This window comes from Bacteroidia bacterium, assembly GCA_016218155.1.
Lineage (GTDB): Bacteria > Bacteroidota > Bacteroidia > Bacteroidales > GWA2-32-17 > GWA2-32-17.
On record JACREQ010000020.1, the window covers coordinates 37,755 to 45,882 of the forward strand.

The 8,128-nt window shown below is 31.2% G+C and carries 6 protein-coding genes; 5 read left to right on the forward strand and 1 reads right to left on the reverse strand.

The window, feature by feature from the left end:
* Nucleotides 1–151: 151 nt before the first annotated feature.
* A complete protein-coding gene (rho, locus tag HY951_02795; GenBank protein ID MBI5538958.1) occupies nt 152–1,948 on the reverse strand; it encodes a transcription termination factor Rho in 1,797 nt (598 codons plus the stop codon).
* A gap of 330 nt (nt 1,949–2,278) precedes the next feature.
* Between rho and HY951_02800 the strand changes: the two genes are divergently transcribed.
* The 5 genes from HY951_02800 (at nt 2,279) to HY951_02820 (ending at nt 7,744) form a co-directional block, all read left to right on the forward strand.
* On the forward strand, nt 2,279–3,145 hold the full coding sequence (locus HY951_02800; GenBank protein ID MBI5538959.1) for an RNA polymerase sigma factor RpoD/SigA: 867 nt from the start codon (nt 2,279–2,281) through the stop codon (nt 3,143–3,145).
* Nucleotides 3,146–3,404: 259 nt separating this feature from the next.
* Nucleotides 3,405–4,052, forward strand: coding sequence for a ribulose-phosphate 3-epimerase (locus HY951_02805; protein ID MBI5538960.1), 648 nt, complete (start codon nt 3,405–3,407; stop codon nt 4,050–4,052).
* Between the two features lie 4 nt (nt 4,053–4,056).
* Complete coding sequence (locus tag HY951_02810) at nt 4,057–5,697, forward strand: aryl-sulfate sulfotransferase (protein MBI5538961.1); 1,641 nt, start codon at nt 4,057–4,059, stop codon at nt 5,695–5,697.
* A gap of 123 nt (nt 5,698–5,820) precedes the next feature.
* Entirely contained in the window at nt 5,821–6,663 is an 843-nt protein-coding gene (locus HY951_02815; GenBank protein MBI5538962.1) for a T9SS type A sorting domain-containing protein, read from the forward strand.
* A gap of 193 nt (nt 6,664–6,856) precedes the next feature.
* Nucleotides 6,857–7,744: a hypothetical protein gene (locus tag HY951_02820; protein ID MBI5538963.1), complete on the forward strand. Its 888-nt coding sequence runs from the start codon at nt 6,857–6,859 to the stop codon at nt 7,742–7,744.
* Nucleotides 7,745–8,128: the final 384 nt, after the last annotated feature.

Here is an 8,128-nt window from a genome sequence, read left to right on the forward strand (position 1 = left end):
TCTAAATTAAATCTTTTAATAGATTTATTATATGATAAATTGCTGTTTTTTTTACAAAAACCGTAATTTATAATAAATCCAAAGATTGTAAAAACCTTGAAAAGATTGAAACTAAATAAGGTAAAAAAATCGAAATCTGTTACTAAACAGATTATTCTTCATTCATTGTAATCAAGAACTCTTCGTTTGATTTTGTTCTTGCCAGCCTGTCCTTAAAGAATTGCATAGCTTCAACAGGATTCATATCAGCAAGATAATTTCTCAAAACCCATATTTTATTTAACACATCTCTGCCATGTAAAAGTTCTTCACGACGGGTACTTGAAGCAAGTATATCAACTGCAGGGAATATCCTTTTATTAGATAATTTTCTGTCAAGCTGAAGTTCCATATTTCCGGTTCCTTTAAATTCTTCGAAAATAACTTCATCCATTTTCGAACCGGTTTCTGTTAATGCCGTTGAAATTATTGTAAGCGAACCTCCACCTTCAATATTTCTGGCAGCTCCAAAAAAGCGTTTTGGTTTATGTAAAGCATTTGAGTCAACACCACCGGTTAAAACTTTTCCTGATGCAGGAGCAACTGTATTATAAGCTCTCGCCAAACGGGTAATAGAATCTAAAAGAATAACAACATCATGTCCACATTCTACCATTCTTTTTGCTTTTTCCAAAACAATGTTTGCAATACGAACATGTTTTTCTGCAGGCTCATCAAATGTAGAAGCAATAACCTCAGCTTTTACGTTTCTTGCCATATCGGTTACTTCTTCAGGTCTTTCATCAACCAAAAGTATAATTAAAAATACTTCCGGATGGTTTGAAGCTATTGCATTTGCAATTTCCTGTAATAAAACTGTTTTACCTGTTTTTGGTTGAGCAACTATTAATCCACGCTGTCCTTTTCCTATAGGAGCAAACATATCTACAATTCTTGTAGATATTGTTGACCTTGGACCGTTAGCTAAGTCAAATTTTTCGTCAGGAAACAATGGAGTTAAATGATCGAAAGGAATTCTATCTCTAACCATTTCAGGCGAACGCCCGTTAATTTCCTCGATCTTTACCAATGGAAAATATTTTTCTCCCTCACGTGGAGGACGAAGTGTTCCTTTTATAGTATCACCGGTCTTTAAGCCAAATAGTTTTATTTGCGATTGTGATACATAAACATCATCGGGTGAGCTTAAATAATTATAATCAGCAGATCTCAAAAAACCATAACCATCTGGCATAATTTCAATTACCCCAACTGTTGAAACAATACCGTCGAAGTCATATACTTTATCATATTGACGACGCTCAACATTATTATTATATGGTTTATTTATTCCCTGATTCCGTAACTGAGGTCTGTTATTTTGTGAACCGTTTTCACCTTCTGTTTTACCATCTTGTCCTTCCTGCTGATCTCCGTTGTCAGAAGTTTCTTTATTCTCTCCATTATCATTATTGCTAAGTTGACTTCTTTTTATTAAAATCAGCCTTTTAGTTTCATTAGCTTCTTCAACAGTAGGCTTTTCTACTTCTACTGTTTTTTCCTCTTCAGATATCTTTTCTTCATCTGTTATTTTTTCTTCATCAGATAGATCTACTTTTATTTCTGCAGCTTTTTCAACAATTTCATTTTCAGCAATAATTGCAGGACTGATATAATCATCTTCTACCATAAGTTCAGAAGGAATTACCTCATCACTCATAGGTTTTGCTCTCGAAAAAAGTTCAGGTTCAATAACTTTACGTTTTCTCTTTGGCTTATCACCATTTTCTTTAGTTACAGAAACTGATTCTTCGGCAACAGGTGCATTTTCATTTTGTAAATCAGATTCAACAATTTTCCGAATTAGTTCTTCTTTTCTAAGAGTTTCGTAATTGTTTACTTGTAAAGCTTTAGCAAGTTCGCGCAATTCGGGAACAAGCTTTTTGCTCAGCTCAATAGCATTAAACATGTCAAATAATTTAAAAAAACATTGATATTAATTTACCGGATTGGTATTGCCAGAATTTTTGGCAGATATAATAACGAATTAAGTGTGCAAGTATAAGGATAAATGATGAAACTACAAATTTTAATAAAGTAATTTTTGAAAATTATTTTAAATGAGTGACAATTAACTATTAATAACAACTTTCAGAATATTGTTATCATTCAGACAATTGCAGCACGGTTTTTGCAAAGAAAATTGTTAATAAATTCATATGTTAGTAAACTATAATTAGTATATGTAACATTTGAAAATTAAGTTCGTAATTATTGTTTGAAATCAAATTAATAAAAAATGAGACAACTAAAAATTACCAGGCAGGTAACTAATCGCGACACTCCATCTCTTGATAAATACTTGCACGAGATTGGAAAGGTTGAATTAATTACTGCCGACGAGGAAGTTGAGCTTGCGCGAAAAATTAAACTGGGCGATCAAAAGGCGTTAACAAAATTAGTTAATTCTAATTTACGTTTTGTAGTTTCCGTATCAAAGCAATACCAAAATCAAGGATTAAGCTTACCTGATTTAATTAATGAGGGAAATTTGGGTTTAATTAAAGCAGCTTTAAGGTTCGACGAAACAAGAGGTTTTAAATTTATTTCTTATGCAGTATGGTGGATTCGGCAGTCAATTCTGCAGGCTTTAGCAGAACAGGCTCGTATTGTAAGATTACCATTAAATAAAATTGGCTCAATTAATAAAATTAACAAATCATTTTCAAAATTAGAGCAACAATACGAACGCGAACCTACTGCCGACGAAATTGCAACTGATCTGGACATCGGTCAAAAAGAAGTAAAAGAATTTCTTAAAAGTTCAGGAAGGCACGTTTCAATGGATGCTCCATTAAATTCTGAAGACGATGGAGATATGTATGACGTTCTTTCATCTAATGACGAAGAATTACCTGATAGTGATTTAATTTCAATGTCATTAAGAATGGAAATTGAAAGAATTCTTACTACACTTTCTCCACGCGAATCCGATATTGTTAGACTTTACTTTGGTTTAAGCGGCAAACACGCATACTCTTTAGAAGAAATTGGCGAAGAGTTTGGATTAACCAGAGAAAGAGTAAGACAAATTAAAGAAAAAGCAATCAGAAGACTAAAACACACTTCAAAATCAAAACTTTTGAAATCGTATTTAGGTAACTAACAACAAGGAAACCATTATTAAAGAGGAAATTCAATTTGAGTTTCCTCTTTTTTTTGGAAAAATTTAAAATATGGTGTCATTCATAGCAAAGCGAAGAACAGTTTCTAGCGAAGCTAAAACTAGTTTGGATTTTGAACCAGATCCTTCGTTTCGTTTCACTTCTCCGCCGCGGCGGACTGGATGACAAAATAGACTACAATAGCCACAATTAAATCTTTTGATTAAATTATTAATTTATCTAATTTTGTTAAAAAAAATCATGATTGCTCCTTCCCTGTTATCGGCAAATTTTACAATCTTAAATGATGAAATTAAAATGCTTAACCAAAGCTATGCCGATTGGATTCACCTTGATATAATGGATGGTGTTTTTGTACCGAATATAACTTTTGGTTTTCCGGTTATAAAACAAATAAAGAAAATTGCAACAAAACCACTTGATGTTCATTTAATGATTGTTCAGCCTGAACGCTATTTAAAAGAATTTAAAGAAACAGGTGCTGATATTCTTACTGTTCATTACGAAGCATCAGTTCATTTACACCGAACATTAGAAGCAATAAAAGCTTTAGGAATGAAAGCCGGAGTTTCATTAAACCCTCACTCACCTGTTAGTTTGCTTAATAATGTAATTGAAATTGCAGATTTGGTTTTACTAATGTCAGTGAACCCTGGCTTTGGCGGACAAAAATTTATTTCTGAAACATACCAGAAAATTTCAGATACTAAAGAACTTATTCTGAAAAAGAATTCAAAATGCCTTATTGAAATTGACGGCGGAGTTGATATTAATAATGCCGAGAAACTTTATAACACAGGTGCTGATATTCTTGTTGCCGGTAATGCTGTTTTTTCTGCATCAGATCCAAAGCAGATGATTAAAGATATTAGTGCTAAGAAAAAATAAGAAAATGAAATCCATTTCATTTTTCATTTTAGTTTTTTGCTTGTCTGTAATTAATTTATTTGCCCAACCTACTATTGGATTAATTCAAAATTCTGGTGGCACTTCTGACGGTTATACTCTTTTTTCGCCAACTGCTTACACACAATCATACCTTATTGATAATTGCGGAAAATTAGTTCACGAATGGAGTGGTTCGCATAATACAGGTTTAGCAACCTATCTTTCGTACAATGGAAATTTAATTAGAACAGGACTTGTTCCCGGATCATATTATGCTGTTGGCGGAAAAGGTGGTGCAATTGAAATTATTGACTGGAATGATAGTATTATATGGTCATATCAGTATTATGCAGCTACGTATTGTTTGCATCACGATATTTGCGAATTACCAAACGGTAACATTCTTGCATTAGCATGGGAAAGAAAAACTACAACTGCAGCAACTAATAGCGGAAGAGACCCTGCTTTACTCAGCGGTGATTTATGGTCGGAAAAAATAATTGAAATTCAACCTACTTTTCCATCAGGCGGAAATATTGTTTGGGAATGGCATTTATGGGATCACCTTGTACAAAATTACAGTTCTACAAAACCAAACTACGGAGTGATTGAAGACCATCCCGAATTACTTAATTTAAATTATTTAGGAACAGGATTAAATTATACCGAATGGCAGCATTTCAATTCTATTGACTACAATGCCGAGCACGACCAGATTTTAATTTCTTCACGTTATATGTGCGAAATTTATATTATCGACCATAGCACTACAACTGCCGAAGCTGCAGGTCATACCGGTGGTGTTTCGGGAAAAGGCGGAGATTTTTTATATCGTTGGGGAAATCCCGAAGCATATAACCGTGGCACTGTTGCAGACAGAAAACTATTTGATCAACATTGTGCAAAATGGATTACAGATTTCTTACTAGACTCTAATAAAATTATTATTTTTAATAATGGTGTTAACAGACCCGGTGGAAATATTTCTTCTGTTGATATAATGTTACCACCAAAAGATTCTTTGGGAAATTATTTTATTGATACTTCAAATACTTTTGGACCGGATACAACAGATTGGACTTATACTTCAGCAGGAATGTATGCTGTAAGAGTTTCTGGTGCACAAAGATTAAATAATGGAAACACTTTAATTACTCTTGGACCACAAGCAGATATTTTTGAAATTGATAACAATAAAAATAAAATCTGGGAATATATCGGGCCAGTAGATAATAACGGACCAGCTGATCAGGGAACAAATTTAATTTCTAATTCTTTTTTTAAAGCATTAAGATATAATCCCGATTTCCCGGGTTTTACAGGACACGACTTAACCCCAGAACTACCAATAGAAGTTAACCCATTACCTTATGAATGCAGTACAACAAATATTAAAATAATTAATAACAAAGAAAATAATATTTCAGTTTTTCCTAACCCAGGCTCAGATAAGATTTATATAAAAGGATTAGTAACCTCTTACAGTTATAAAATATATGATATTACTGGGAAAATATTAATTACCGGAAATTCTAACAACGAGCAGAATATTAACATCTCAAAACTAACAGATGGAATTTATTTTATTAAAATTAATTCGGATAATATAGTTGAGACTTTTAAAATTATTAAAAATGGTAATTAATAAAAATTTGATTTGTCATTCATATACTACATACGTTAGCTGTCTATTTATTATGATGTTATACATATAAACTAGTTAGCGTTAATTATTAGAAATAATAAAATAACTTAAATATAAATATTCATGAAATACATTTTAATTTGTTTATTCTTTTTTTTTAATTTATTTCTTTCGGTAGGACAGGTAAAAGTTGGTGACAATGGAATTGGATTCTATCATGCAGCTATTAATCCGCAATATTCGTTGATTGACACTAGTTCAGATGATCCCGATTTTACTATAATTGATTTAGATTTAAATGGAGATAGTATAAATGATATTTCATTGGGTACCAAATGGGAGTGGGTTCCTATTCCTCACTCAGGTGGTTTTTATTTTGTTAAATGGGGCCAATTGTTTTTAAATCCTAAGATTAATATAGTCATTAATAATAATAGCTTTTATGCAGATACAATGAGATATCATGATACTATTAATTCTGCAACTAATATGTGGAGTACTAGCAACACTGTTGGTATTTATTTTAGTATGAATAATGCCACATTTATTGATCAATGGATTGGGCAATTAGATAAATATGTTGGCTTCAAAATGCTTTCATCGACAAATGATACTGTTTATGGTTGGTTAAGAATATATGTTCCTAATTATGACAAAATTATAATAAGTGAATTTGCTTGTCAATCAAATTATTCAACAGACACAACAATTAATATTGGTATAAATGAAAATTCCATTGAGCCCTTTAATATTTTTCCAATTCCTTTCGAGAATTATATAATTTGTGAAACAAATAAAAAGATTGAGAAAGTTGAATTATTTTCAGTAGATGGAAGATTAATCTCTGGCTATAATAATCCTGAAAAAAGAATTTCAACGTTAAATTTGAATAGAGGTATTTATATTATTGTTGTTCATCTTGCAAATAACACATTAATTCGCAGAAAAATAATTAAAAATAACTAACGCTAACACTATGTTAGAATTTAGCAGGCTGTTATGGGCAACTTGACACAAATAACAAAATTCAAACATTTTAGCGGTTTGACCCCGAAGGGGCAAGCACAACTGCAAGTAAATGCACGTCGTTCCGTAGCTTCAAACGTTAACCATCATATGTGTGAAAAAACAAAATTGTAGGACAACAAATAATTATAAAATGAAAAGAATAAATTTATCAGTTATTTTTTTGATTCTTGTTTTAAATGCCTTTAGTCAAAATGCTAATAATGCCGATTCTATTTCTAAATTATATAATGAATGGCGTTTACAATATAATGAGACGATTGATTCTAAATATCAACCATCGATTGAACATGGAAAAGATAGGCTTATATTTTCTAAAGACTACAAAATAAAATATAAATCAGGTTCACATCTATTGACAGGTACTTGGCACTTCTCAAGAAAAGATAGTTCCTTGGAGATTAATGGAGAAAAAGGTGAGAAAATTCATTGCAAATTGATTTCATTAAAAGACAGCTTATTAATCTTAGAAACTGTATATCCGAATATTGGAAGTGTTAAAATGCACTCTGTACCTGTTAATTATATGGGTGATATTATTTCCCCTATACTTATAAGCGAACGTACTTTAAGCACAGACAAATACAAATTTCAAATTCAATTCCCATATGATCCTATTACTCTTAAATCATCATCAACTAATCTTTGTAAAGTTTCTGGATTCCAATTTGAATATGCTGATACAACAAGCAATAATTTGCAATTTGGTGCAATTCTTTTTGATTATCAAAATGGAGTAAACTCAAATTATAGAATGTATGATCTTAGTAACTTTGTTAAAGAATATGAAATGCGGTCTAATGTAAAATATTTAACATTAGATACAATTGTCATTTCCGACAAGAAAGCTATAAAAGTAACTTATTATAATAAAATAGGATTAATAAGTGAAAATGTTTTAACAACAATGGTATTTATTATTCTTCCGAATAGTTGTTTAAATTTATATGTAACTTCTCGGTCTGAATTGTATGGGAAAAAAGAAAGGGAAAATTATTTTAATGCTGTAAAAATAAAATAACTGCAAATAATTAAAAAAAACTGCAAGTTTAGACTTTTTTTAATAAATATATTTCAACTTGACGACTACGAAATAACTTACAATATGCAATTTGACAGAATTATAATATTACAATACATACGAATGGCTAACACCACCCACAATAACAACGAGCAGTAATGGGCAACTTGACAATTTTAACATTAAATAAAATTCTTAATAGCATGACACTGACTGCATAATAATATCCACCAAATCAAACATTGAACCGATATCTATGATATCTCCAAATATTTATTTAATATTTTTTTAAGCTGCCAAATTAAGTTTAACATATGGTGTTCCTCTTTTAACTACAGCCACAATGCGATTAAGAAGTTTATTACGAACAGCATTTATGGTTGA

Excerpts from the sequence above, each read along its gene's own strand:
- HY951_02800 (MBI5538959.1), top strand. The coding sequence starts at position 2,279 with ATGAGACAACTAAAAATTACCAGGCAGGTAACTAATCGCGACACTCCA.
- HY951_02810 (MBI5538961.1), top strand. The coding sequence starts at position 4,057 with ATGAAATCCATTTCATTTTTCATTTTAGTTTTTTGCTTGTCTGTAATT.
- HY951_02805 (MBI5538960.1), top strand. The coding sequence starts at position 3,405 with ATGATTGCTCCTTCCCTGTTATCGGCAAATTTTACAATCTTAAATGAT.
- HY951_02815 (MBI5538962.1), top strand. The coding sequence starts at position 5,821 with ATGAAATACATTTTAATTTGTTTATTCTTTTTTTTTAATTTATTTCTT.
- HY951_02820 (MBI5538963.1), top strand. The coding sequence starts at position 6,857 with ATGAAAAGAATAAATTTATCAGTTATTTTTTTGATTCTTGTTTTAAAT.
- rho (MBI5538958.1), bottom strand. The coding sequence starts at position 1,948 with ATGTTTAATGCTATTGAGCTGAGCAAAAAGCTTGTTCCCGAATTGCGC.